General features: G+C 67.8%; 17 protein-coding genes. 7 read left to right on the top strand and 10 right to left on the bottom strand.

Annotated features, from left to right (window positions below):
* Positions 1-97: 97 nt before the first annotated feature.
* The 6 genes from ASG40_RS11630 to ASG40_RS11655 all read right to left on the bottom strand — a co-directional run bounded on the left by ASG40_RS11630 (position 98) and on the right by ASG40_RS11655 (position 6,709).
* Positions 98-985 carry a class I SAM-dependent methyltransferase gene (locus ASG40_RS11630; RefSeq protein ID WP_055885549.1) on the bottom strand — a complete coding sequence of 296 codons (888 nt, stop codon included), beginning with the start codon at positions 983-985 and terminating at the stop codon, positions 98-100.
* Positions 985-2,109, bottom strand: a complete 1,125-nt coding sequence (locus tag ASG40_RS11635; RefSeq protein WP_156387686.1) for a class I SAM-dependent methyltransferase — start codon at positions 2,107-2,109, stop codon at positions 985-987. The genes ASG40_RS11630 and ASG40_RS11635 overlap by 1 nt, the downstream gene beginning before the upstream one ends.
* A 34-nt stretch (positions 2,110-2,143) precedes the next feature.
* On the bottom strand, positions 2,144-3,439 hold the full coding sequence (locus tag ASG40_RS11640; RefSeq protein ID WP_338011775.1) for a hypothetical protein: 1,296 nt from the start codon (positions 3,437-3,439) through the stop codon (positions 2,144-2,146).
* 183 nt (positions 3,440-3,622) lie between these two features.
* Positions 3,623-4,462 carry a class I SAM-dependent methyltransferase gene (locus ASG40_RS11645; protein WP_055885567.1) on the bottom strand — a complete coding sequence of 280 codons (840 nt, stop codon included), beginning with the start codon at positions 4,460-4,462 and terminating at the stop codon, positions 3,623-3,625.
* A 35-nt stretch (positions 4,463-4,497) separates the two neighbouring features.
* Positions 4,498-5,505 (bottom strand): hypothetical protein, encoded by a 1,008-nt coding sequence (locus ASG40_RS11650; protein ID WP_162243310.1) that lies wholly within the window; start codon positions 5,503-5,505, stop codon positions 4,498-4,500.
* 271 nt (positions 5,506-5,776) lie between these two features.
* Positions 5,777-6,709: a lytic transglycosylase domain-containing protein gene (locus tag ASG40_RS11655; protein ID WP_443136610.1), complete on the bottom strand. Its 933-nt coding sequence runs from the start codon at positions 6,707-6,709 to the stop codon at positions 5,777-5,779.
* Between the two features lie 112 nt (positions 6,710-6,821).
* On the opposite strand from ASG40_RS11655, the gene ASG40_RS11660 reads away from it, so the two are divergent.
* Both ASG40_RS11660 and ASG40_RS11665 read left to right on the top strand, forming a co-directional pair.
* The gene (locus tag ASG40_RS11660) at positions 6,822-8,450 is read left to right on the top strand and encodes an ABC transporter ATP-binding protein (RefSeq protein ID WP_055885575.1); all 1,629 of its coding nucleotides are present in this window, start codon (positions 6,822-6,824) and stop codon (positions 8,448-8,450) included.
* 15 nt (positions 8,451-8,465) lie between these two features.
* Positions 8,466-9,683 (top strand): phosphopentomutase, encoded by a 1,218-nt coding sequence (locus tag ASG40_RS11665; RefSeq protein WP_055885578.1) that lies wholly within the window; start codon positions 8,466-8,468, stop codon positions 9,681-9,683.
* A gap of 88 nt (positions 9,684-9,771) precedes the next feature.
* Here the strand turns inward: ASG40_RS11665 and chpT are convergent, their stop codons facing one another.
* A complete protein-coding gene (gene chpT, locus ASG40_RS11670) occupies positions 9,772-10,482 on the bottom strand; it encodes a histidine phosphotransferase ChpT (RefSeq protein WP_055885579.1) in 711 nt (236 codons plus the stop codon).
* Positions 10,483-10,639: 157 nt separating this feature from the next.
* Here chpT and ASG40_RS11675 point away from each other — a divergent pair, with 157 nt between their 5' ends.
* A complete protein-coding gene (locus ASG40_RS11675; RefSeq protein ID WP_055885582.1) occupies positions 10,640-11,494 on the top strand; it encodes a 3'(2'),5'-bisphosphate nucleotidase CysQ family protein in 855 nt (284 codons plus the stop codon).
* A 49-nt stretch (positions 11,495-11,543) separates the two neighbouring features.
* On the opposite strand, the gene gltA is transcribed toward ASG40_RS11675, so the two are convergent.
* Together gltA and gltX are read right to left on the bottom strand one after the other, a co-directional pair.
* Positions 11,544-12,833: a citrate synthase gene (gltA, locus tag ASG40_RS11680; RefSeq protein WP_055885585.1), complete on the bottom strand. Its 1,290-nt coding sequence runs from the start codon at positions 12,831-12,833 to the stop codon at positions 11,544-11,546.
* Positions 12,834-13,056: 223 nt separating this feature from the next.
* On the bottom strand, positions 13,057-14,484 hold the full coding sequence (gltX, locus tag ASG40_RS11685) for a glutamate--tRNA ligase (protein ID WP_055885588.1): 1,428 nt from the start codon (positions 14,482-14,484) through the stop codon (positions 13,057-13,059).
* A 173-nt stretch (positions 14,485-14,657) separates the two neighbouring features.
* Here gltX and ASG40_RS11690 point away from each other — a divergent pair, with 173 nt between their 5' ends.
* On the top strand, positions 14,658-16,919 hold the full coding sequence (locus tag ASG40_RS11690) for a ComEC/Rec2 family competence protein (RefSeq protein ID WP_055885591.1): 2,262 nt from the start codon (positions 14,658-14,660) through the stop codon (positions 16,917-16,919).
* On the opposite strand, the gene lexA is transcribed toward ASG40_RS11690, so the two are convergent.
* The gene (lexA, locus tag ASG40_RS11695) at positions 16,913-17,683 is read right to left on the bottom strand and encodes a transcriptional repressor LexA (RefSeq protein WP_055885593.1); all 771 of its coding nucleotides are present in this window, start codon (positions 17,681-17,683) and stop codon (positions 16,913-16,915) included. The two genes, ASG40_RS11690 and lexA, sit on opposite strands and share 7 nt — an antisense overlap.
* 328 nt (positions 17,684-18,011) lie before the next feature.
* On the opposite strand from lexA, the gene pepN reads away from it, so the two are divergent.
* From pepN to ASG40_RS11710, 3 genes are all read left to right on the top strand, one after another.
* The gene (gene pepN, locus ASG40_RS11700; RefSeq protein ID WP_055885596.1) at positions 18,012-20,648 is read left to right on the top strand and encodes an aminopeptidase N; all 2,637 of its coding nucleotides are present in this window, start codon (positions 18,012-18,014) and stop codon (positions 20,646-20,648) included.
* Positions 20,649-20,817: 169 nt separating this feature from the next.
* Complete coding sequence (locus ASG40_RS11705) at positions 20,818-23,214, top strand: PAS domain-containing sensor histidine kinase (protein WP_055885599.1); 2,397 nt, start codon at positions 20,818-20,820, stop codon at positions 23,212-23,214.
* Between the two features lie 223 nt (positions 23,215-23,437).
* Entirely contained in the window at positions 23,438-24,379 is a 942-nt protein-coding gene (locus tag ASG40_RS11710; RefSeq protein WP_082524030.1) for a glutaminase, read from the top strand.
* Positions 24,380-24,706 lie beyond the last annotated feature (327 nt).

Genomic DNA, 24,706 nt, shown 5'->3' on the forward strand with positions numbered 1-24,706 from the left:
GACCCAAGCAATCGCCGTCGTCCGGTCGACCGGTGTCGGTCGCACCGGGAGGGGGCTCCCACGGTGCCCGGCCATCCTCGATCGGCCGACCCGAACCCTATGGCGACACGCCATCGCCCATCGGCGCGGGCGGGCGTCTGGCGAGTTCGGTCCGCAGGCGCAGGATTTCACTGTCCCTCTCGGCGATGCCGCCGAGCAGAGCGGAGACGGGATTCGTCAAGACGTCGACGCTCAGGGTCGACGGCGGGATGCCAGCCGCCTCGCCGGATTTCGCCGCGACTGCGATGTGATAGGTCGGCGGACGCCCGGCCTGCTTGCGGACGCGCGACAGAGAGGGGTTGGAGAGAAACGAGACGGCCTCGGAGGAGGCGCCGTCTTCCAAACTCCAGATCGCGGACCCGTAGATGATCTCCTGGCCGAAGAACGCGATCGTCGGGAAATGCTTCGCCAGCATCGCTCGAAACTGATCGAGGTTCATTTCCTCGATATGAAACGGGTTGGGTACGCCGCCTCTGGCGTAGGAATACACGTCCCGGTTCGGCGTGGAGCAAATGAAGATCCCGTCCCGCGCCAGGACGCGATCGACCTCGCTGACGAAAAGCCGCTGGTCGCTTAGATGCTCGATCGTCTCGAACGAGACGACCACGTCGACACTGCCGTCGCCGAACGGCAGGTTCAGCGCATCGCCCACCGAGAACGTCGCCCATTGACCGTGGGTCCGGACGGCATGGTCGACGACCTGGGGAGAGACATCGACCCCGAACATCTCGGAGGCGCCGGATTGGGCCAGCAGGGCGGTGCCGTAGCCCTCGCCGCACGCCACGTCGAGAACCCGCTTTCCCCGCACCAGATCGCTGCAGGCGAGGTAGCGGTGCAGATGTTCCAACGCCGTGTCGTCGACGCTACCTCGCGGCACGAACCGCTCGCCGCCGCCGCCCAGGTCCTCCGCGATGGGGCCCGAGAGCCGGAACTCCTTGGTCCCCATCACCTCGTCCCATCCGACACGCCGCGGCGGCGCAGCCAGATCGAGCCGCCGGAGTTCTTCAGGAAGCTCGGGCAATCCGCCTTGATGACGTCGACGCGAAGCTGAAGAAACATATCGTTGAAGAAGACGACTTCGAATTCTTTGTTGAAGGCCAGAAACGCGCGCAGACCATAGATCTCATTCCACGACCGATTCTCGGCAACCGCCCAGCTGTGGCTGTATTCGAACGGGTAGAAGATGTCGTGAAAATGGATGAAGACGCCCGGCTTGATCAGAGGAAGCACCTCTGCCAATTCGAACGCGACATCGGAACCTGTCTTCAAGACGTGCGTGCTGTCGATGAAGAGAAAATCACCCTCTTCGAGAGTCTCGAAACAGCTGAGCGGGACTGACTGGATCCCCTGTTCGAGAATGGTCACGCGCTGGATATCGTCCTCGCGGATCAACGATTTGAGAAGGGTCGGATGCGGCTCGATGAACGTGATCTCGCACGGAAACCCACCCGGTCCCGAGGAGGCGTCGAGCAAGCACGCCGAGGAATAGCCGGATCCGACCTCGATGACCCGTTTCGGCTTGAAGCGCCGAAGGAGCGCGTAGAGAACCGTCCCATCGCCGTAGGAGAACGCCGGGTTCTTGTAGTGATAGCGATGGTGACCGTCCGGTTCGTCGGCGAACGGAATGTCTTTGGCATACGGCAGAAGGTCGTCCCGCCAGAATTGCGTCATCTTGGCGATGTCGAGATCGAGCCCGACGAGCGTTTCAGGCTCGCGACGCTGGCGTGACGGGGTGATCGTCGACGTCAACGTCGTCGGGTCGACGACCGGCGAATAGAAGTGCCCGGCCGGAGCGAAGATGGGCACGGTACTTTTCTGCTGCGCGGCGGGCGACTTGCGATTCTTGAACTCGTCGGTGTTCGCGAAACGCTCGAGGACGGCGGGGAGAGAATCGAGATCGACGATCAGCCGTGCGATCGCAGTCATCTCGTTCGGGCCGGGGGCACGCCCCATGAAAATCGAAAACAGCGACGTCACGATCTTCTCTTGAACGGTACCGGCGTGAGCGTCGTTTTCCACGGTTGCATTCCCCACGGTTTGGGATTTCGGATCGGCGGAACCTGCTGTCACGATGCGACACTCCTCGCCGATCGACACGGATGGATCAACCGATCGCCGCCTCGGTTCCACTCAACAAGTCGGCCAGGTCCTTGTTCGCGAACGTGGCCGTGCCGGACCCGGCCTCGACCGTCATCGTCCTCAATTTCCAGACCAACTGACGGCGGTCGGCACCCGTGCCCTTCATGAACGGAGACAACGTCGGCAGGGTCGTGATGTCGACGGCGAACCGTTCTGACGGAGGCTCGGGTACCGTCATCGTGATCGTGATCATCGTCTGAGCTTCGTTGATCGTGAGGTCGTGCGGAATCGTCTCACCGCCTGGGAACGAGGTCGAGACCTGATTGAAACTCGAGATCTCCCCTTTGGGAATGTCGGCCACGATCTCGATCCGGGTGATGCCTTTGCATTCAAACGGAATACTGACCTTCGACTTCATCCACATGCCAGGCATTGCCCCCACGGGAAAAAAGACTTTGACACCGCTTTTTTCGGCACAGGGCAGCTTGGCCCAATCCAAATCGAGATGAAGCCCGCTCTGGATCAAGGTCAGAGGCGGCATTTTGCGAGAGGTCAGCGCATTGCGGTCGATCTCGAGGAACTTTTCATACTTTTCGGCAGAAAGCTGATCGAGTTCGACGGCATCGTTTTTATAGTCAAATATTTCAGTCTTATCGAAACCGATCGAGTTATAGAGATCGGGTGTATAGTGCTCACCCTCTTCGCCGATATATTTCGCGTTGACGGTTGCCGTCGAAATTCGAACCCGACCGAGCTCGTTCGTAGCGACATTCTTGAAAAGATCTTGATTCGACGGCAGTGGTCCGTAACCGCGCGAAAGCCACAATTTGTAGATCGGAAGATACGGGCGGTCCGAGTAATCGACGAGACTGATGGCATCGATGTAGGGACGCACGAGTTCGTTTCGCTCCCTCCAATGCCGTCGCGTCAGGCCAAACCCCCAGTTGTGGTGCATTCTGCCCAGGGCGGTTTTCGACCGCTCCTGCGCCTCCACCGTCACGACGACATTGGATCCGTAGGCGGAGACCATGCCGATGCGCTCGTCGCCGAGCGCCTGCTCGATTAGGCGATCGAGGATCTCGATGTATCGTGGGCTTGGAACGAGGTCGTCCTCGAAGAAGATCGCCGCCTCGTTGTCGTGCTCCACGAAGGCGCATTGCTCCGCGGCATCGATGTTCAGCGCGATACCGAGATTGCTCGATGAACGACGCATCTTTCCCTGCGGAAAGATGCGGTGAAAGATTTCCACGCACTCGTCGATCAACTTGGGGTCGGTCTTAACGACATCGTAGTAGCTGCTGTAGGCCGCATCCTGAAACAACCACACATCCCGTCCCGGATCGGACGAAAGGTCGACGGACGCTCGCAAACCCTCGAGTGTCTGCCTCAGATATTGAGGTCTGTTGTAGGAAACGATGAAAATCGGACTACCCATTGACCACCCCCATGCCGAACATCTCAACGTTTCTATCGAGGAAAGGACGAAGCCGGAAACATGCGCCGGTCAATTGACGCAGTACAAAACAAAAATTCCGGTGTTGTCCGATAGATAGGCGTATTGCTCGGAGGCCATGAAGCGGAAATACGCGTCCTTGAAGCCGGCTTTCCTGGCGCGCTCCAAAATATCCCACCCGGGCAGTTCGAAGACGAGCGAGCCGCCAGAATTGAACGGGTCGCCGTGATACTCCGGCTTGGTGATGTACTCGATCTCGCCGTCGGCCAGCAGCTTTGCCTTGCGTTCACCCTCCTCCCGCATGAAGAGGAACGGGTGGGTGCCGATGTGCATGCCCCCGGGGACGAGCACGCGCGCCATTTCGCCGAGCGCCTCATCCAGGCTGGGGACGTGTTCCAGCACTTCGTTGGTCATGACGAAGTCGAACGTCGCCGACGGGAACGACAGGCCGGTGAGGTCTTCCTGCGGTATCGGAAACATCGTCTTGCGGGTCTGCTCGTTCGTCGTGAACTCCGACCCGTAGAACATCGGATAGCGTCCTCTGAGACGCAGCGCGAGTTTCGTCACGGCTTCCGGTGAGTAGATCTTCACCATGATCGAGCGCGTGCGAAGCTGCTCGTCGAGGCAATACATCACCGCGCGTTGTCTCGAGTTGACCCCGTCGAAGACAAGGTTTTCCCTCAAGTTTTCGATGCTGCCCTCGATTTCGTGTGACAGCACCTTCCTGTTGGTCAACGGCTCGACGAAACCGTTCGCCAAGACCCGCTGGCCGATCGCTCTGGCGTGCGAGGCATCACCGGCGAACTTGTTTTCGGCGAGCCAGGTCTGCCATTCACCGAACGACCGAAACGTGACATCGAGCGTATACGGATTTGAAATCGGTGTTTGCATTTCGTGCCTGCTCCATGCCGGTCTTGTCTTGACGATCAGTGCGGCTGGTCTTGCTTCCCCATCGCGTCCTTCAGAGCATACGGAGGCGCCACGTCGACTTGGCAGATCGAGGCACCACCGCGGAGCGGCCAGAAGACCAGACTGGACGGAGCCACGCCTGCCTTCGAGAATTCACCCACCATCATGTCGGTGAACTGCCGGCTTCCGAAGCTCAATTCGCCCACGACGAGTTGGGCGCGACGTTGCTTGACTTCCGCCGCGATGCTGTCGAGCGTCGCCGCGTCGAACGGTTTGCCGCGATCGTAGATGTGGACATCGTAGAATGCCGGCTTCTTGCCGCCTGCGGAAAAGACGCTGTCGATGCTTTTCACGCTCTTCGTGAAACGATTGACGGGGCAAGACACGGTCGAGGGTATGTCGGGACGAGCCTGCTTGACGAGGCTGGCGGTGAAATTCGCGTACACGTCTTTGAGTTCAGGCGAGAAATCGGCCGGCGTGCAGCCCTCGTTGAAGAGGTCGAAATTGACCTTGAACGTTTCGTCGACTTTGATCTGGCGTTGCGAGTCCTCGACGAACTTGACGACGGTCGGCAACAGGGACTGGTCGTAACAATCCCCCCACGCCGTTCGACGACAGGCGGGATGGATCGTACCCTGCGGACCGAGTGCAATCGTCAGGCTCTTGAAGCCGGCGCGCTTCACATCCGTGGCGTAATTCGCGATCGCGGCCCCGGCGGCGGCGCCGTTGACGACATCGAACCAGTTCTTTTGGACCTTCGCTTGTGGTCCGAAGAAAACGATCGTTCTCACCGTCGAAAACCCGGATTTGCGCATCGTTTCGAGCTGAGCTTGAACTTGCGTGCGGATTTCAGGCTGGTCGTACTTCGGCAGAAACGCGGCGTCCTTGATGGTCGCATTTTTGCTGGTCGAGCAGAGAGTGACGTTTTCAGCCACGACGTTCAAGAAACTGAAGTTGATTCCATAATCCGTGGCTTCCGCCCGCGATGCGGATACGATGGCTAGACAGCCGAACCATGCCGCCAAGAAGGTTCGATGCGACGTCGATAGTGACAGTCCCATTGTGGCTCGCCCGTAGGTCATGATTATGAACGCCTGCGTTTACACAGAGTGAGCCACAGGCGCAAACGCAGGCGGTCTCGTCGAATGTCCGCCTGCGGCACGCCGGATCCCGGGCGATGTCCGCCTCGCGCCCGGAGCGCGGGCTTGACCCGAGCGGCTGGGCGAAAGGAGCGCCATGGTTTCGAGCGGGAGTCTCGATGGCGTGGCGAGAGGCCCATACGTTTTCTCGGACCGGTCACGTCCGCAGGACGAGGCAGGCGCCGCCCACGCCTCTGATCCGGGTGCAAAGGGCATCGGCCGCGGCCCGGCTCTCGGCGGGGATGCGGATGCGGTAGAAGGCGCGGGTGCCGCGGTTGCGCAGGCGGGTGCCGATGATCATCGGGCGGACCTCGCCGATCACCCCGGCGTAGCGGGACCGCGCCCGCGAGAAACTCGCCAGGGCCAGGGATTTGGAAAAATTGCCGGCGAGCTGGATGCCCCAGGGGGCGGCCGGGCCTTCGGTGCCGCCCAGGGCGAAGCGGTCGCCCCGCCGGGCGATGCGTAGGTCGGCGGTGACCTGCAGGCAGGTCTTGTCCGGTGTCACGGTCTTGTCCGGTGTCACGGTGCCGGCATTCGGAGCGGTCGCGTCCTTCGCCTCGGAGGGGTCTGCCGGCGTCGACGCGGCCGCGCCGCGCCAATCCTCGGCGGGGGCGCCGGTGATCGCCAGCACGTAGCCGCGGGTCTCGGCCGGCAGGCCGCCGGTGCCGGCGAGCCAGGCCGAGACACGCCCCGGCCCGCCGTTGTAGGCCGCCGCCGCCAGGCCGAGGTTTCCGAACCGCCGGTTCAGGTCGGCCAGGAGATGGGCCGCGTGCGGGATCGCCTGTTCCGGGTCGAACGGATCGGTCAGGCCGCGCTCGCGCGCCGTGCCCGGCATGAACTGCGCCACCCCCTGCGCGCCGACGGGGCTGACCGCGGTGACGCGAAAGCTGCTCTCCCGCCAGATCAGCCGGGTGAGGAACGGGACCGGCAGGGCATGGCTCCGGGCCGCACCCTCGATCAGCCGGCACAGTGCCTGTTCCACGGTCTCGCCGCCGGCCTCGGCACGGGCGCCCTGGCTCGACCCGATCCCCAGGACGAGGGCGGCCAACACCGCGGCGGGTGCGCTGGGGAGGGCGAAGGGTCTGATCACGCCGCGTTGTAGCGCGATCGGGGTGGCGATCAATCGCGAGGGCACGCATCGCGGAGCGGGCGCGGGCGCGCTATAAGCCCTCGCCTTCCCGTTCCCTCCACCGCCGGTGCCGATGACCGACCCCCTGCTTTCCGTCCAGGACCTGTCGGTCGCCTTCCGCTCGCGCGAGCGCGAGACCCTGGCGGTCGACCGGATCGGTTTCACGATCCGCGCCGGCGAGACCCTGGCGCTGGTGGGGGAATCGGGGTCGGGCAAGTCGGTCACGGCGCTGTCGATCCTCCGGCTGCTCGACGGCAGCGCGGTCCACCCGTCGGGGCGCATCCTGTTCAAGGGCCGCGACCTGCTGACCCTGCCCGAGCGCGACCTGCGCAAGGTCCGCGGCGCCGACATCACGATGGTGTTCCAGGAGCCGATGACCTCGCTGAACCCGCTCCACACCATCCAGCGCCAGATCGGCGAGGTGCTGGAGGTGCATCGCGGTCTCTCCGGCAAGGCGGCGCGGGCGCGCATCCTCGACCTCCTCGCCCTCGTGGGCCTGCGCGATGCGGAGAGCCGGCTCGGGGCCTATCCGCACGAACTGTCGGGCGGCCAGCGCCAGCGTGTGATGATCGCCATGGCGCTCGCCTGCGAGCCCGACCTCCTGGTGGCCGACGAGCCGACGACCGCCCTCGACGTCACGGTCCAGGCCCAGATCCTCACCCTGCTCGCCGACCTCCAGAAGCGGCTCGGCATGGCGATGCTGTTCATCACCCACGACCTGGGCATCGTGAAACGCATCGCCGACGACGTCTGCGTCATGCTGGCCGGGCGCATCGTCGAGGCCGGCCCGGTGGCCGGCATCTTCGCGGACCCGCAGCACGCCTACACCCGCCGCCTGATCGCCTCCGAGCCGACGGGCCGGGCCAACCCGGTGCCCACGGCTGCGCCCGTCGTCCTGGCGGCCGGGCCGATGAAGGTGTGGTTTCCGATCCGCCAGGGCCTGCTGCGGCGGACCACCGGATACGTCAGGGCCGTTGACGGCGTCTCCATCGCCGTGCGCGAGGGCGAGACGGTGGGCGTGGTGGGGGAATCGGGCTCGGGCAAGACCACGCTCGGCCTGGCGCTGCTGCGGCTCACCGCCAGCGAGGGGCCGATCGTCTTCCTCGGTCGAGCGATCGAGGATCTGAGCGTGTCCGCGATGCGGCCCCTGCGCAAGGATATGCAGGTGGTCTTCCAGGACCCCTACGGCTCGCTGTCGCCGCGCATGACCGTGGCCGACATCATCAGCGAGGGGCTGGTGGTGCAGGGGCAGGCGCGCTCGCGGACCGAGCGCACCGCCATCGTCGCCCAGGCGCTGACCGAGGTCGGGCTCGATCCGGCGACCATGGACCGGTACCCACACGAATTCTCCGGCGGCCAGCGCCAGCGCATCGCCATCGCCCGGGCGATCGTGCTCAAGCCCCGCTTCGTCGTGCTCGACGAGCCGACCTCCGCTCTCGACCGCTCCGTACAGGCGCAGATCGTCACGCTGCTGCGCGACCTCCAGCGCGAGCGCAAGCTCGCCTACCTGTTCATCAGCCACGATCTCAAGGTGGTCCGCGCGCTCGCCAACTACGTCCTCGTCATGCAGAACGGGCGCGTGGTCGAGGAGGGGAGCGCCGAGGCGATCTTCGCCGATCCGCAGACCGCCTACACCCGGGCCCTGTTCGCCGCCGCCTTCGACCTCGAGACCGAGACCGTCGACGACCCGGTTCCGGCCTGACAGGACGAGACCGTCATGGCCCGCGCCTTCCTCATCGTCCTCGATTCCGTCGGCATCGGCGGCGCACCCGATGCCGCCGCCTACGGCGACGCCGGTTCCGACACGCTGGGCCATATCGCCGAGGCCTGCGCGGGCGGACGGGGCGACCGGCCGGGCCTGCGCACGGGCCCTTTGCGCCTGCCGCACCTGGCCTCGCTCGGCCTCGGCCTCGCCGCTCAGGGCGCCACCGGGGCGATCCCGCCGGGGCTGGCGCCGGAAGGCCCCATTGCCGGCGCCTACGGCCATGCCGTCGAGATCGCCGCCGGCAAGGACACCCCCTCGGGCCATTGGGAGATCGCCGGCCTGCCGATGCAGAAGCCCTGGGGCTACTTCCCGGATGCGAGACCGGCCTTCCCGCCCGAGTTGACCCGCGCCCTCGTCGCCGCCGGCCGGCTGCCGGGCATCCTCGGCGACTGCCATGCCTCGGGGATCGCGGCCATCGACAGCTTCGGGGCCGAGCACGTCCGCACCGGCCGGCCGATCTGCTACACCTCCGCCGACAGCGTCTTCCAGATCGCCGCCCACGAGGAGAGTTTCGGACTGGAGCGGCTGCACGGTCTCTGCCGCCTGGCCCGCGACCTCTGCGACCCCTACCGGATCGGGCGGGTCATCGCCCGGCCCTTCACCGGCACGCCGGAGGCCGGCTTCCGCCGCACGGCCAACCGCAAGGACTACGCGACGCCGCCCCCCGAGGAGACTCTCCTCGACCGTCTCACCGCGGCCGGGCGCGGCGTGGTCAGCATCGGCAAGATCGGCGACATCTTCGCCCATCGTGGCACCGGCCGCGAGGTCAAGACCGCCGGCAACGAGTCCGGGCTCGACGCCGCATTGGACGCCTTCGACGCCCTGACCGAGGGCGGCCTCGTCTTCCTCAACCTCGTCGATTTCGACACCGACTACGGCCACCGGCGCGACGTGCCGGGCTATGCCGCGGCACTAGAGGCCTTCGATGCGCGGGTCCCCGAGATCCTGGACGTGCTGGGCGCCGGCGACCTGTGCATCGTCACCGCCGACCACGGCAACGACCCGACCTGGGCGGGCACAGAGCACACCCGCGAGCAGGTCCCGATCCTGGCCTTCGGCCCGGACGTGCCCCCCGGCCCGGTCGGGCGACGCGAGACCCTGGCCGATATCGGCGCCACCGTTGCCCGCCACCTCGGCCTGCCGCCGCTGCCGGCCGGGCACGCCTGGTAGGAATTGTTTCACGTGAAACCGCCGGGATGACGGTGGCGCCGTCACCGGGACGAGATCTCGCCCGCCTCTGATGGACCCCGCGATGGGCTCAGGCCAGGGCGGTGTCCGGCGGTCCGAGGTCGAGGGGGACGCCGACGATGGGAGCCTCCTCCGCGGCCGCCGCGCTCGGCTCGGAGCGGATGGTGACGGTGTCGCCGTCGATGGAGAAGCGCACGTCCATCGCCGCCGCCCTGGCCACCAGGCCGGCGTAATAGGCGAGGATGCCGTGGGCATCGACGCCGTGCTCGGGCGCGCCGGCGATCAGCGATTCCACATGCGGCGGGATACGGGCGTGCGAGCCCTTGGCGCGCAGCACCAGGGTCGGCGCCTCGCCGTCGCCCGTCACCTGCACGTCGATCACCCCGCCGCGCGGAATCGCGCTGGTGGCGATGACCACGAGGTTGAGGAGCAGCTTGACCTTGTTCTTCGGGTAGAGGGCCTGCGGCGCGCTCCAGGTGAGCTGGGTCTTCTCGTCGCCGAACATGCCGCGCGACACCTTCTCGGCGTCGGCCAGGTCGATCGAGGCCCCGGCCGAGCCGGCCGCCCCAAAGGCGATGCGGGTGAACTGCAGCCGGGCCGAGGCCTGGCGCGCGCTCTTGCGGATCAGGTCGAGGGCGAACTCGCGCATGGAGGCGTCGCTCTCGTCCTCCAGCACCTCGAGGCCGTTCACGATCGCACCGACCGGGCTGATGACGTCGTGGCAGATGCGCGAGCACAGCAGCGCCGAGAGGTCGAGGGCATCGAGGGTGACGGCGGTCATGGCGCTCTCCGCGCAGAGGTCGGGCTGCGATAGGACGATGGATGTGTGCGGGACTGTCTTAACGCACCGATAACCGCGCTCCGATGCTTTGAAAAGCGGCAGGACGGCCGACCCGGCCCGGGTCGACAAGAGGGCCGTCGCATACCATGTCTGGAGGATGACCCTTCTGGCGCAGGATCGCGCGCGCATCGCGACCACCCTCACCGAGATCGCCTGCGAAGCCGGCGAAATCCTGCGCGCCTACCACGGTGGCGACTGCCCGCACGTGATCAAGCCGGACGGGTCGCCCGCGAGTTCGGCCGACATCGAGTCCGAGGCGCTGATCGTCGCCGCCCTCGCCCGTCATTGGCCGGGCATCCCGGTGGTGGCCGAGGAAAGCAGCCACGACCGCCCCCCCGCCGACCTGTTCTTCCTCGTCGATCCCCTGGACGGCACCAGCGATTTCCTCGCCGGCAACCGCGAGTACACGGTCAACATCGGCCTCGTCCAAGGCGACCGGCCGGTGGCCGCGGCTCTGGCCGCTCCCGGGCTCGGCCGGGTCTGGGGCGCCGGGGTCGAGGCCTTCGAGGCGCCGATCGTCTGCGGCCGCCCCGGCGCACCCTCGGCGGTCGGGGTCAGGCGGCAACCCGACGACGGGCTCGTCGCCCTCGTCAGTCGCCGCCACGGCGATATCGAGACGGAGGCGTGTCTGGCGAGGCTGCCGGTCGGTCGGCGGCTCCAGGCCGCTTCCGCCCTGAAATTCTGCCTGATCGCGTCGGGCGAGGCCGACATCTACGTCCGCTGCGGCCCGACCATGGAATGGGACACCGCCGCCGGGGACCATGTCCTGACGAGCGCCGGCGGCCGCGTGCTGGTCTCGTCGGGCGAGGCCATCACCTACGGCCACTACGACCTCTACTACCGCAACGGCCCCTTCGTGGCGGTGGCGCAGGCGTCGTATGCGGACCGCTTGAGCCTGCCGCACCGGGCACGGCCCGTGAGACCCGGAGCGGCGGTGTCGCCCAAGGCCTGATCGGCGCCGGTTCGCGGGTCCGGCGCCGGCGGGACGTGGCAGCCCCGCTTCAGCCGCGCTGGTCGATGGGGACGTATTCGCGCTTGTCCGGGCCGATGTAGAGCTGGCGCGGCCGGCCGATCTTCTGGGAGGGGTCCTCGATCATCTCGGCCCATTGCGCGATCCAGCCCACGGTCCGGGCGAGTGCGAACAGCACCGTGAACATCGAGGTCGGGAAGCCCATCGCCTTCAGGGTGATGCCCGAGTAGAAATCGATGTTCGGGTAGAGCTTCTTCTCGATGAAGTACTCGTCCTTGAGGGCGATCTGTTCGAGTTGCACCGCGACTTCGAGGAGCGGGTCGTCCTTGATGCCGAGCTGGCCGAGCACCTCGTGGGTGGTCTTCTGCATGATGCGCGCGCGCGGATCGTAGTTCTTGTAGACGCGGTGGCCGAAGCCCATCAGGCGGAAGGGGTCGTTCTTGTCCTTGGCCTTGGCGACGTATTTGGCGACGTTGTCGGGCGTGCCGATCTCCTCGAGCATCTTCAGCGCGGCCTCGTTGGCGCCGCCGTGTGCGGGCCCCCACAGGCAGGCGATGCCGGCAGCGATACAGGCGAACGGATTGGCACCCGAGGAACCGGCGAGCCGCACCGTCGAGGTCGAGGCGTTCTGCTCATGGTCGGCGTGCAGCACGAAGATCCGGTCGAGCGCGCGCGCGAAGATCGGATTGACGACGAAATCCTCGCACGGAACCGCAAAGCACATCCGCAGGAAGTTCGACGTATAGTCGAGATCGTTCTTCGGATACACGAACGGCTGGCCGATGGAGTACTTGTAGGCCATCGCCGCGAGCGTCGGCATCTTGGCGATCATGCGCAGGGACGCGATCATGCGCTGCTTGTCGTCTGAGATGTCGGTGGAGTCGTGATAGAACGCCGAGAGCGCGCCGACCGAGGCGACCATGATCGCCATCGGGTGGGCATCGCGGCGGAAGCCCTGGAAGAAGCGGTTCATCTGGTCGTGCACCATGGTGTGGCGCGTGACCCGGTAGTCGAAATCGGCCTTCTGGGCCGGGGTCGGCAACTCGCCGAACAGCATCAGGTAGCAGGTCTCGAGGAAGTCGCCCTGCTCGGCGATCTGCTCGATGGGATAGCCGCGGTAGAGCAGGATGCCCGCGTCGCCGTCGATGTAGGTGATCTTGGATTCGCACGACGCCGTCGACGTGAAGCCGGGATCGAAGGTGAAGACGCCGGTCTTGGCGTGGAGCTTGCCGATGTCGATGACGTCGGGACCGATGGTCCCGGTCTTGATCGGAAGCTCGATCTGGTTGTCGCCCACGGTAATCGTGCTGGATGCGCTCATGGAGACGTGGACCCTTTCCTGGCAGCGGGCGGACCGAGGCTTGATGGTGTGAAGCCGGCCCGCCTGACGACGAAGCGACCACCGGCATCCAGGTTCCGCCTGCACCCTTATGCTGCAGTTGCGAACACCGGAACCGGGTTAGCGGATCGGCCCCCGGCCTTCAACTCGCGACCGTCGATCCCCCCGTCGCATCAAGCGAAATCCGGGCCGCAACCGTGACGGGTCAGGCGGCCTCGATCCGGTCGCGCAGGCGGCCGAGGCTGTCCTCGCGCCCGAGCACGGCCATGACGTCGAACAGCGGCGGCGAGGTCGTTCGGCCGGTGAGCGCCGCCCGCAACGGCTGTGCGACCTGCCCGAGCTTGAGCCCGTTCGCCTCGGCGAACTGGCGCACCGCCGCCTCGGTCGCGGCGGCGGTCCACTCCGCGACGGCCTCGAGGACCGGGAGGACCGCGGCCAGGCGCGCCTTGGCCTCCGGGGTGAGGAGGGCGGCGGCCTTGTCGTCGAGCGCCAGCGGGCGGGCGGCCGTAAGGTAGTAGGCGCTGTCGAGAAGCTCGACGAGGGTCTTGGCGCGCTCCTTGAGGCCGGGCATCGCCGCCGTGAGCGCGGCCTTCAGCGGCGCCGGCATCGGCGAGGCGATGCCCCGCGACGGCCCGAGGGCGGGCAGGATGCGGTCGATCGCCTCCACCAGCGCCGAATCCTCGGCGCCGCGGATGTAGATGCCGTTGAGGTTTTCGAGCTTGGCGAAGTCGAACCGGGCCGGCGAGCGGCCGATCGCGCCGAGATCGAACGCCTCCGTCATCTCCTGCGTCGAGAAGATCTCCTGGTCGCCGTGGCTCCATCCGAGACGCACGAGGTAGTTGCGCAGGGCCGAGGGCAGGTAGCCGAGGTCGCGGTAGGCATCGACACCGAGCGCGCCGTGGCGCTTCGAGAGCTTGGCGCCGTCGGCCCCGTGGATGAGGGGGATATGCGCCATCGCCGGCACCGGCCAGCCGAACGCCTGATAGATCTGGCTCTGCCGGGCGGCATTGGTCAGGTGGTCGTCGCCGCGGATCACCTGGGTGACGCCCATGTCGTGGTCGTCCACCACCACCGCCAGCATGTAGGTGGGATTGCCGTCCGAGCGCAGCAGGACGAGGTCGTCGAGGTCGCGGTTCTGCCAGACGACGCGGCCCTGCACGCCGTCCTCCACCACGGTCTCGCCCTCCGAAGGGGCGCGCAGGCGGATCACCGGCTTGACGCCGGCCGGCGCCTCGGAGGGATCGCGGTCGCGCCAGCGCCCGTCGTAGCGCATCGGCCGTCCCTCCGCCCGGGCCGCCTCGCGCATGGCGGTGAGTTCCTCGGGCGTGGCGTAGCAGCGATAGGCGTGGCCCGAGGCGAGCAGGCTCTCGGCCATCTCGCGGTGCCGGTCGGCGCGGGCGTATTGGTAGACGACGTCGCCGTCCCAATCGAGGCCGAGCCAATGCAGGCCGTCGAGGATGGCCTCGATCGCCCCTTGCGTCGAGCGTTCGCGATCGGTGTCCTCGATCCGCAGCAGCATGCGACCGCCGAAGCGGCGCGCGTAGAGCCAGTTGAACAACGCCGTCCGGGCTCCGCCGATGTGCAGGTAGCCGGTGGGCGAAGGCGCGAAACGGGTGACGACGGCTGACGACATCGGGCGGTCTGACTTGTGTGGGGAGAGGAGGATCGAGCGGGTCGACCCGCCGGGCTGCGGCCCTGTAGCATGGGCGGGCGGGGACGTTAAGGAACGGGCCGGGCCATGGCGTGCCCGCGGACGCCATCCGGGGCGGCGGGGTCCGGCGAAGGCGAGATCGGGAGACCGTCGGCATGGCGCGGGGCGAGGCTGGGGCGCGGACGGCCGGGCGGATCGCCGCCCTGTCGCCCCGCCGTCTCGCCGCCTGGCTCCCCGCATTGCGGCACTGGTTCGTCGCGGGCGTTTCGCTGGAGGCCGAACGGCGGCGGCTGTTTCCCTGGCTCGCGGTGGCCTTCGGCGCCGGCATCCTCGTGTATTTCTCCGCCACCGTCGGCGAGCCCGTGTTGGCGGCGCCCCTGGGATCGGCGGCCCTCCTCGCGGCCCTCGTCCCCGTCTGCGCCGCCCGGCCGGTATTGCGGGCGCTCCTCCTCGGGCTCGTGGCCGCGCTCCTCGGCTTTGCGGCCGGGGCCTGGCGCGTCGCCACGGTGGCGAGCCCGATCCTGGCCCGCACCACGATCGCGCCGCTCACCGGGTTCATCGAATCCCTGGACGAGCGCGAGGAGGGTGCGCGCCTGATCATCCGGGTCGAGAGCTTCGGCAGCCTCGCCGCCGAGGCCCGGCCGACCCGGGTGCGCGCCTCCTACAAGGCATCCCGCCCCCTCAAGCCGGGCGATTTCATCGCCGCCAACGCGCGCCTGCTGCCGCCGCCGGAAGCGGCGCGGCCGGGCGGGTACGACTTCGGCCGCGACGCCTTCTTCCGCGGCCTCGGCGCGGTGGGCTCCCTCGTCGGCAAGATCGAGGTCAAGCCGCCCCCCGGGCCGCTGCCGGTCCGGTTGCGTGCGGCCGCGGCGGTGGACGACGCCCGCAACGCCCTCACCCGGCGGATCACCGATGCCATCGGCGGACAGGCCGGTGCGGTCGCCGCCGCCCTGGTCACGGGCAAACGCGGCCTCATCGACCAGCAGACCAACGACGTGCTGCGGGACGCGGGGATCTATCACGTGGTCTCGATCTCGGGCCTCCACATGGTGCTGGCGGCCGGGGTGGTGTTCTGGCTGGTGCGCGCGATCCTGGCGGCGGTGCCTTTCCTCGCCCTGCGGACACCGATCAAGAAGATCGCCGCCGCCTTCGCGATGGTCGGCGTCACCGCCTATTGCGTCTTCTCCGGCTGGGACATCGCGGCCGAGCGGGCCTGGATCATGACCCTGGTGATGCTCGGCGCGATCCTGGTCGACCGCCCCGCTTTGAGCATGCGCAACCTGGCGCTGGCGGCCCTGATCGCGCTCGCCCGCGAGCCGGAGGGGCTGCTCGGCCCGAGCTTCCAGATGTCGTTCGGAGCCGTCGCAGGCCTCATCGCCTGCGCCGTATATCTCGACGGAAGCGGCCTGCGCCGCGAGGCCGACGGCCGCGTCGCCCGCGCGATGGCCACCGTCGCCGCGGCGGTCGTCGGAACCCTCGCGACGACCCTGGTGGCGCAGATCGCCACCGCACCCTTCTCCACCTACCACTTCCAGGCGGTGCAGCCGTTCGGCCTCGTCGGCAACGCCCTGACCCTGCCGCTGGTCTCGCTGGCGGTGATGCCCGCGGCGGTGCTCGGGATCCTCGCCTACCCCTTCGCCCTCGACCAGCCGGTGTGGTGGCTGATGGGGCTCGCCGTGCAGGGCATGCTCGCGATCTCCGCCTGGATCAGCGGCTTCGGCCACGCCAGCGTCATGGTGCCCGCCTTCGGAGCCGGTGCCCTGGCCTGTCTGGCCGCCGCCCTGATCGTCCTCGCCCTGCCCGTCTCAAGCCTTCGCTGGCTCGGACTGCTGCCGGCCGCCATCGGGGTCGCCCTGGCGGCGATCCCGATGCGCAACGACATCTACGTCGACCGGGAGGGCGCGGGAGCCGCCGTTCGCGACCGGTCGGGCCGCCTGGCCGCGCTCGGGCGACCGCCGGCCTTCGTCATGGAGCAATGGCTGAAGGCGGATGGCGATTCGCGCCAGGCCAAGGACGTCATCGCCGCATCCCCGGCGCGCTGCGACCGGCTCGGCTGCACGATGGAGGCGCAGGACGGCCGCCGCATCGCGCTGCTCAAGGACCGCCGCGGCTTTCGTGAGGACTGCGTCCGGGCGGATATCCTGATCTCGCGTCTCGAAGCGCCGACTGCTTGTGCCGCCGCCGTCATCGTCGACAGACGCTTTTTGCGGGACCACGGCGCTACTGCGATCCGCCTGACGGACGGGGCACCGACACTGACGACCGCGCGTGCGCCCGGCATCACCAAACCCTGGCGACCGTCCACGGTGGCGCCACGCCTGGCACCAACGCCGGACCCGGTGACGGCACCGGAAGCCACCGACGACGAAACGGTACCCGACACCCCTTCGTCGTCGCCGGCGGAGCGGCTTCAGTAGCGCCGCACGAGACTGACCAGGCGACCCTGGATGCGAACGCGGTCGGGGCCGAGCACCCGGGTTTCGTAGGCGGGGTTGGCCGCCTCCAGGGCGATGGACGAACCGCGGCGGCGCAGGCGCTTCAGGGTCGCTTCCTCGTCGTCGATCAGCGCGACGATGATGTCGCCGGTGTTGGCGGTCTCCTGCTTGCGGATGACCACGAGGTCGCCGTCGAGGATGCCGGCCTCCACCATCGAGTCACCGCGCACTTCGAGGGCGTAATGCTCGCCGCCCGACAGGAAGTCTGGCGACATCGCGATGGTGTGGCTCTGCTCCTGGATCGCCGAGATCGGTGTTCCCGCAGCGATCCGCCCCATCACCGGCACCATCACCGGCCGCCCCGCCTCGTCGGTGACACGCGCCATCGGCGGCTTGGCCATGGTCGGCCGCGCGACCGGCGCATGGCTCTGTCCCGACTGGTCCCGACCCTTGCCGCCCTCGACCACGCTCGGCGTGAAACGCCGTGCCTCGACCGGTGCGTCCGACCGGACCGGCATGGTGCCGCCGAGGCTCTCGGGCATCCGGATCACCTCGATCGCCCGGGCGCGATTGGGCAGGCGCCGCAGGAAGCCCCGCTCTTCGAGGGCGGTGATGAGACGGTGGATGCCGGATTTCGACTTGAGGTCGAGCGCGTCCTTCATCTCGTCGAAGGAGGGAGGAACACTGCTCTCCTGCATCCTCTGCTGTATGAACTGCAGCAGATCCAATTGCTTGCGCGTCAACATCCGACGACCCACACTCTCGCGACACCAACCGCGACACGACATCGCAGAAACAAATCACGAACAGGCTAGCCGTTCTTTAAGTGTTCTGCAAGGGTTCCGATCCGACCCGTGTCGTGATCGATCCGAGGGAAATGGACGCCGCTCGCCGTCGCGGCGGCGGGCCGGCGGCGCCCATGGGATACGGGTCGCGGCGCTGTGAATGGTCGGCGACCTCATGCGAGAAGACGGAGATCTCGACCGGGCTCGGGGAAACCGCCGCAACGCCGGACGGTACCCGTAGACCCGAACACGGCCACTCCGGTCGCCGCCGCAGGAAGACTGATCCGTGATGCGCACCGACATGCCGACCCTGATCCGCCTCGAGGACTACCGGCCGAGCGACCACCTCATCGACCGGGTCGACCTCGACGTCGTGCTGCATCCCACCGCGACCCGGGTGGTCTCCCGCCTCAGCCTGCGTCCCAACCCGGCCGGCCGCATCGGCTCACCGTTGGTGCTCGACGGCGAGGACCTCGTCCTCGTCCGCATCGCCCTCGACGGCAGGGTGCTCGACGCGGGATCCTTTTCCGTCGATGCCACCGGCCTGACCATCGCCGATCCGCCCCGGGCGCCCTTCACCCTGGAGATCGAGACCCGGATCGACCCGTCCGCCAATACCCGGCTCATGGGGCTCTACCGGTCGAACGGGGTCTATTGCACCCAATGCGAGGCCGACGGCTTCCGCCGGATCACCTACCTCCTCGACAGGCCGGACGTCCTATCGGTGTACACCACCCGGATCGAGGCGGACCGCGACGAGGCGCCGGTGCTGCTCGGCAACGGCAACCTGGTGGAGGCCGGCGAGGCGGGCCCCGGTCGCCATCATGCCGTCTGGCACGATCCCCACCCGAAGCCCGCCTATCTCTTCGCCCTCGTGGGCGGGCGCCTCGACCGGCTCGATCGGGCCTTCACCACGATGGAGGGCCGCGAGGTCACGCTCGCGGTCTACGTCGAGCCCGGCAAGGCGGAGCGGGCGGCCTACGCCCTCGACGCGGTCGCGCGATCGATGCGGTGGGACGAGGAGGCGTTCGGCCGCGCCTACGATCTCGACGTGTTCAACGTCGTAGCGGTCTCCGACTTCAACATGGGCGCCATGGAGAACAAAGGCCTCAACATCTTCAACGACAAATACGTCCTCGCTAGCCCCGACACCGCCACCGACGCGGACTACGCCAACATCGAAGCGATCATCGCCCACGAATACTTCCACAACTGGTCCGGCAACCGGGTCACCTGCCGCGACTGGTTCCAGCTCTGCCTCAAGGAAGGGCTGACGGTGTTTCGCGACCAGGAATTCTCGTCCGACATGCGCTCGCGGGCCGTCCACCGCATCGGCGAGGTCAAGACCTTGCGAGCCCGCCAGTTTCCCGAGGACGCCGGGCCGCTCGCCCATCCGGTCCGGCCGCAGGCTTACGCCGAGATCAACAACTTCTACACGGCCACCGTCTACGAGAAGGGAGCCGAGATCGTGCGGATGCTGCGCACCCTCATCGGCGCGAAGGCTTTTCGCGCGGGTATGGACCGCTACTTCTCCGACAACGACGGCAGGGCGGCCACCGTCGAGGATTTCCTCGATGCCTTCGCGGCCGTGACGGGACGCGACCTGTCGGCTTTCGCGCGCTGGTACGAGCGGCCGGGCACGCCGCGGGTGACGGTGCAGGAGCACTACGACCCGGCAGCACGTAGCTACCGCCTCGCCTTCACCCAGAGCCTGCCGGGTTCGGAGGGCGAGGCCCTGGTGATTCCGATCCGCCTCGGCCTCGTCGGCGCCGACGGCCCCCTGGCCGGACCGCGCTGCGACAGTGTCGTCGACGGGGTTTTCGTCCTGGAGGCGGCGACCGACAGCCTCACCTTCACGGATGTCGCCGAGGCGCCGGTGCCGTCCCTGCTGCGGAGCTTCTCGGCGCCGGTGAAGCTGGTGCCACCCCTGACCACGGCGCAGAACCTGACGCTGCTGCGCCACGACGCCGATCCGTTCAATCGCTGGCAGGCCGCTCAGGCGATGGCGCTCCACCTCATGGTTGCCGCCAGCCGCGGCGACGCGGCCGAAGCCGATGCGGCGGCCTTCGTGGAGGCCATCGGCGGGTTCCTCGACACGGACGCCCTTGGCGATCCCGCCTTCGCCGCCCTCGTCCTCGGCCTGCCGAGCGAGGGCGACGTCGCCAACGAGATCGGCGCGGACATCGACCCCGACGCGATCCACGGCGCCCGGCGCGCCCTGCGCGAACGGCTGGGGCGGCATCTCGCGGGGCGTCTCGTCGCGCTGCGCACCACCCTGGCCGACCCGCCCGGCACCGCCTTCAGCGCGGAAGCGGCCGCCGCCGGCCGGCGCGCGCTTCGCAATTCCGCCCTCGATCTGATCGCGGCGGGAGATCCGGTGTTCGGCGCCGACCTCGCTGGAGAACAGATCCGGCTCGCCACCACGATGACGGACCGGTTGGGCGGCCTGTCCACCCTCGCCCTGATCCCGGGTGCGGCGCGCGAGGACGCCCTGGCCGCCTTCGCGGATCGCTACCGGGACGATCCCCTCGTCCTCGACAAGTGGTTCGCGATCCAGGCGACCATCCCCGAACCGGAGACCCTCGACCGGATCGCGGCGCTGCAGGGCCATCCGGCCTTCGCGACGACCAATCCCAACCGGGTCCGCGCGCTGATCGGCAGCTTCGGCGTCGCCAATCCGACCCAGTTCAACCGCCCCGACGGCCGCGGCTTCGCGCTGGTCGCGCGCATGGCCCTGACCGTCGATGGCGCCAATCCGCAACTGGCCGCGCGCCTGCTCACCGCCTTCGGATCGTGGCGGATGCTCGAGCCCGGACGGCGGAGCGTTGCAAAAGCGACTCTGGCCGATCTCAATTGCATGCAGTCCCTGTCGCGCGACCTCGGCGATATCCTGACGCGCAGTCTTGCCGGCCATTTAAGTCACTGAAAAATAAAGCCAAACGGCGTTGTGACGCATCCGCCGGGTATCTGCGATTAAGGAAAACGACCCATTAAAGCCGTGGACAAATCGGCTGTGGAAATGTCTATTTGAAGCGATTCGAAGCGCGGGCCGACATCGCGCTGAAGACGACCCACCGGGTTTGCGAGGTCTGAGAATGTCGGAGGCGGAAGCCGCTTCCCTCGCCGCTTCTGCGCGCGCGGACACCATCCTGGGCATCCATCGGCCGGACAAGGCCATCCATGCCCGCTTCGTGCGGATGGAGACCTGGTTGCGCTACGCGGTCCCGGCGGTGCTGGCGACCTTTCTCATCAGCATGGCGGCCGTGGCCGTGCTGCACCTCCAGAGCCAGCGCGACGATGCCTTGCGCGTGGCCGAGACCGAGATCGAAGCCTTCGCCCACCTCGCCGCCGCGGGCCTGTCCGACATCGGCAACCCGGGCCTCGCGTTGCAGGCCGACGTGAAGGGCCGCCTGCGCCGCCTCCTCCCGGCCTCTCTCCTCCCGGCCGGCCGCCGGATCCTGGTCGCGGACGACAAGGACCGGATCGTCGCCAGCCATCCCGGCACGATCGAGGCGCAGGGCACCCTCAGCGCCTATCTCGGCGAGACCCATCCTCTCAGCATGCTCGGCGAGCGGGCCGGCGTGATGACGCTGACCCTGCCCGGCGGCGAGAGCGTGATCGCCTCCCTCAAGAGCCTGCCGGCGGGCCGCGGCCAGGTCGCCGTGCTGCAGCCGGTGGTCGACGTCACCGCCGCCTGGAGCGACCGCATGCGGACGCAGGCGACGCTGCTCGGTTCGGCCGCCCTCGTGATCGTCGGCATCGGCTTCGCCTACGCCCTGCAGACGCGCCGCGCCCATGCCAGCGACCGCATCTGCGAGCAGATCAAGAAACGCCTCGACACCGCCCTCGGGCGCGGCCGCTGCGGCCTGTGGGACTGGGACATCCCGCGCGGCCGCATCTACTGGTCGGACTCGATGTACGCCCTGCTCGGCTACACCCGCGAGCGGGAATTCCTGTCGTTCGGGGACGTCAACGCCCTGGTCCATCCCGACGACGGCGACCTCTACAGCCTCGCCCGCCAGCTCGCGGCGAGCCAGTCCACCGTCGACCACGAGTTCAGGGTGCGCGGCGCCAACGGGACCTGGATCTGGCTGCGCACGCGCGCCGAGATCGTCCCCGACACGGCCGACGGCGGGCGCCACCTCGTGGGCATCGCCGTCGACGTCAGCGAGCAGCGCCAACTGGCGGAATCCAACGCCACCGCCGACATGCGCCTGCGCGACGCGGTCGAGGCGATCTCCGAGGCCTTCGTCCTGTGGGACACCGGCAACAAGCTGGTCCTGTGCAACTCGAAGTTTCGCGACCTCCATGCCCTCAGCCTCGAGGACGCCACCCCCGGCCGGCGCTACCACGAGATCATGGGCCAGGTCGCGCTGCCGCCGGTACGGCGGGAACTGCGGGACATCGAATCGGCCGGCGCCACCGCACGGACCTTCGAGGCCGAGCTCACCGACGGTCGCTGGCTCCAGATCAGCGAGCGGCGGACCAAGGACGGCGGCTATGTCTCGGTGGGCACCGACATCACCACCCTCAAGCTGCACCAGGAGCAGCTCGTGGCATCCGAGCGCGAGCTGATGGCGACGGTGCGCGACCTCAAGCGGTCGCGCCGGACCCTGGAGCTCCAGACCCAGCAGCTCGCCGACCTCGCCGAACGCTACCTCGACCAGAAGGCCCAGGCCGAGGGGGCCAACCAGGCCAAGTCCGAGTTCCTGGCCAACATGAGCCACGAGCTGCGCACGCCGCTCAACGCGATCATCGGCTTCGCCGAGCTGATGGAGAGCGAGATCTACGGCAAGCTCGGTTCGCCGCGGTATGCCGAATACTGCCGCGACATCCGCTCGAGCGGCGACTACCTGCTGTCGGTCATCGACGACATCCTCAACATGTCGCGTATCGAATCGCACCGCGTGAAGCTGGCGGTGCGCGATGTCGCGGTGGTCGCGGCCGTGAACGGCGCGGTAAAGCTGGTGACGGAGGCCGCCAAGGCGAAGTCCCTCGCCCTCGACATCTGCGTCAGGCCCAATCTCGCCGTCCTGGCCGACGAACGGGCCCTGCAGCAGATCCTCGTGAACCTGATCCAGAACGCGGTGAAGTTCACGCCCAGCAACGGGCGCGTCGTCGTCAAGGCCAAGCCCGCGGGCGACTGCATCAACATCTTCATCTCCGATACCGGCATCGGCATTCCGAAGGCCGCGCTCTCGAAGCTCGGCGTGCCGTTCCAGCAGGTCGAGGCGAACCTCACGCGCTGCTACAAGGGCTCCGGCCTCGGGCTGGCCATCGCACGCTCCATGGTCGAGTTGCACGGCGGCCGCCTCCGCATCCGCTCCGAGGAGGGCATGGGGACCACCGTGCTGGTGCGCATGCCCGCACCGACGCCGGCCCGCCTGCGCGAACTCACCTACGAGGCGTCGACCGAGACCGTGGCGTCCCTGCGCAAGGCCGCAGGCGCCAGCCCGCGCCCCTACGAGCGCACCGGCGCCACCGGCATGTGACGGGCCGCCCGAAAGGCGGCCGGCGAAGAAGGGCGGTGGCGGGTCACGCTGCCATCCGCAGCCGCCAGCGAGGCCGGCCTTCGCCCATGCACCGCCCGGGTCGGATTCGGTCGCCTTCCGCCCACACGAGAACGACAATTGCAGGAGCGGCAACGCAGATGTCCGCCTGCGCGACCGTCCCTGACAGGGCTGTCGCCCTTCCGCTCCCGAGCCCCGAGTGACGATGAATCGCGCCGTGCCCTCTCTCGACGACGTGGTCAGGGACATCGCCGACGAGTTGCGCGACCGGTCCGACCGGGGCGAGGTCGCGACCTACATTCCAGAACTCGCGCGCGTCGATCCGCGCGCCTTCGGGATGGTGGTGATCGATGCCGACGGTCACGTGGCGGCCGGTGGCGACAGCGACACGCCGTTCTCGATCCAGAGCATCTCGAAGGTGTTCACCCTGACCCTGGCGCTGGGCATGGTGGGGGACCGCCTGTGGCGCCGGGTCGGGCGCGAACCCTCCGGTAGCCCGTTCAACTCTATCGTCCAGCTGGAGCGGGAGCGCGGCATCCCGCGCAATCCCTTCATCAATGCCGGCGCCATCGCGGTCACCGACGTGATCCTGTCCGGGCATCAGCCGCGCGAGGCGCTGGGCGAGATCCTGCGGTTCATGCAGTTCCTGGCGCAGGACCCGACCATCACCATCGACGAAGCGGTCGCGGCCTCGGAGCTGCGGACCGGGTTCCGCAACATGGCGCTGGCCTACTACATGAAATCGTTCGGCGTGGTCGACAATCCCGTCGACTTCACCCTGGGCGTCTACTTTCATCATTGCGCCATCGCGATGTCGTGCCGCCAACTCGCGATGGCCGGCCGTTTCCTGGCACACTCCGGCCGCAACCCCTCCACGGGGTTCTCCGTGGTCCAGCCGGAGCGGGCACGGCGGATCAACGCGGTGATGATGACCTGCGGCCATTACGACGGATCGGGCGAGTTCGCCTACCGGGTCGGCCTCCCCGGCAAGAGCGGGGTCGGCGGCGGCATCCTGGCGGTCGCGCCGGGCAAGGCCTCGATCGCGGTCTGGTCGCCGGGCCTCGACGCCGCCGGCAATTCCCATCTCGGGCGGATCGCGCTGGAGATGCTGACGAAGCGTCTCGGATGGTCGATCTTCGCCGGCTGACCCCGGCGCCGCGGCTTGGCGCGTCCCTCGACGCTACCCGCCTGATCGATCGTGTCCTGACGGCCGGTGATGCCTCATGCGCAGCGCAGACGAGCCGATCGACCGGCTACCCGACAGGAACGTGGCAAAATGCCCGATTATGAGGCGTTTCGCTTGGGAAAATGCTCAATCCCAGGGCGGGTCCTTACGGGGTGGACGCCCTCGAGGCATATCAAACGGAATGGTCCCGGTGGTTTCGTAACGCGGTAGACCATCGATCGCGAAGCTCATCGACAGACCGACGATGCCACCGCGCCGGTTCGACCCCGACGATCCCGTCGTCCGACG

The organism is Methylobacterium sp. Leaf399 (assembly GCF_001424525.1).
In the GTDB taxonomy this organism is placed as follows: Bacteria; Pseudomonadota; Alphaproteobacteria; order Rhizobiales; family Beijerinckiaceae; genus Methylobacterium.